General features: G+C 58.2%; 1 protein-coding gene and 3 tRNA genes. All 4 read right to left on the bottom strand.

Annotation, left to right across the window (positions count from 1 at the left end; translation table 11 throughout):
- Positions 1–88 (bottom strand): GTP-binding protein (locus tag R2N16_RS25430; protein ID WP_039555751.1); only part of this gene is annotated, 88 nt, incomplete at its 3' end.
- Between the two features lie 43 nt (positions 89–131).
- Positions 132–206: transfer RNA gene (locus R2N16_RS25425), tRNA-Thr, on the bottom strand.
- 19 nt (positions 207–225) lie between these two features.
- Positions 226–299 (bottom strand) — tRNA-Gly (locus tag R2N16_RS25420).
- A 56-nt stretch (positions 300–355) separates the two neighbouring features.
- Positions 356–441, bottom strand: a tRNA-Tyr gene (locus tag R2N16_RS25415).
- Between the last annotated feature and the right edge of the window lie 468 nt (positions 442–909).

Raw genomic sequence — 909 nt, 5'->3', positions numbered from 1 at the left:
CCGTCAGCGTCGTCTTGCCGTGGTCAACGTGACCAATCGTACCAACGTTCACGTGCGGCTTGGTCCGCTCGAACTTTTCCTTTGCCATGTCGCGACTCCTGTCTCGGTAGCGATTTGCGTTGGTGGATGCGTGGTGCCCATGGGCAGGATCGAACTGCCGACCTCTCCCTTACCAAGGGAGTGCTCTACCACTGAGCCACATGGGCAAAACTTGCGAACAGTGAATGGAGCGGGTGAAGGGAATCGAACCCTCGTCGTAAGCTTGGAAGGCTTCTGCTCTACCATTGAGCTACACCCGCCCGGGTTACTTTTTCCCTTGCCGCCCGGCCTTGCGACCGAACTCACTGCTTAATTCTGGTGGAGAGGGTTGGATTCGAACCAACGTAGGCGTAAGCCAACAGATTTACAGTCTGCCCCCTTTAGCCACTCGGGCACCTCTCCGAAGAGAACTTGCGATTATGGGACCATCAGGCCACCCTGTCAAGCATTGCTTGATGAAATCGCGAAATTCCGAGCATCGATGCTCTTACCCTTATGGAGTGCGGTAGTTCCTTGGGGATTGGCATCGCCATGACGCCTCAACGCGCGCGCCGGAGTCTCAACTGAGAGGTTTGCGAAGCCTTCCTTGAAAGTCGCAAATGCGGTCGACCGGTAGCGCCATGGGGGATGGGGGGCAACTCAGCGACTCGTCGTGCAGTCATAGGCACACGACGCAGCGGCGCTTGCGCGTCCGCACAAGGCGAGCACGGCCGACCGGTCACCGCGAAGAAGCCAGCAGCCGTGCCGGCTAGCCGTCCAGGCCAAGGCGTCCATTGTCAGAACACCCAAAGCCTCCCTTCCGGAGGTTTTTTTCTTTTGATGAGGGGAGAGCGGAGGGACGAGGAGGTTGGATGTGGCGTGCAGATCGAT

The organism is Ralstonia psammae, assembly GCF_958405935.1.
In the GTDB taxonomy this organism is placed as follows: domain Bacteria; phylum Pseudomonadota; class Gammaproteobacteria; order Burkholderiales; family Burkholderiaceae; genus Ralstonia; species Ralstonia psammae.
The sequence above is the reverse complement of the archived record's forward strand: the minus strand, read 5'-3'. Positions and strand labels throughout refer to the sequence as shown.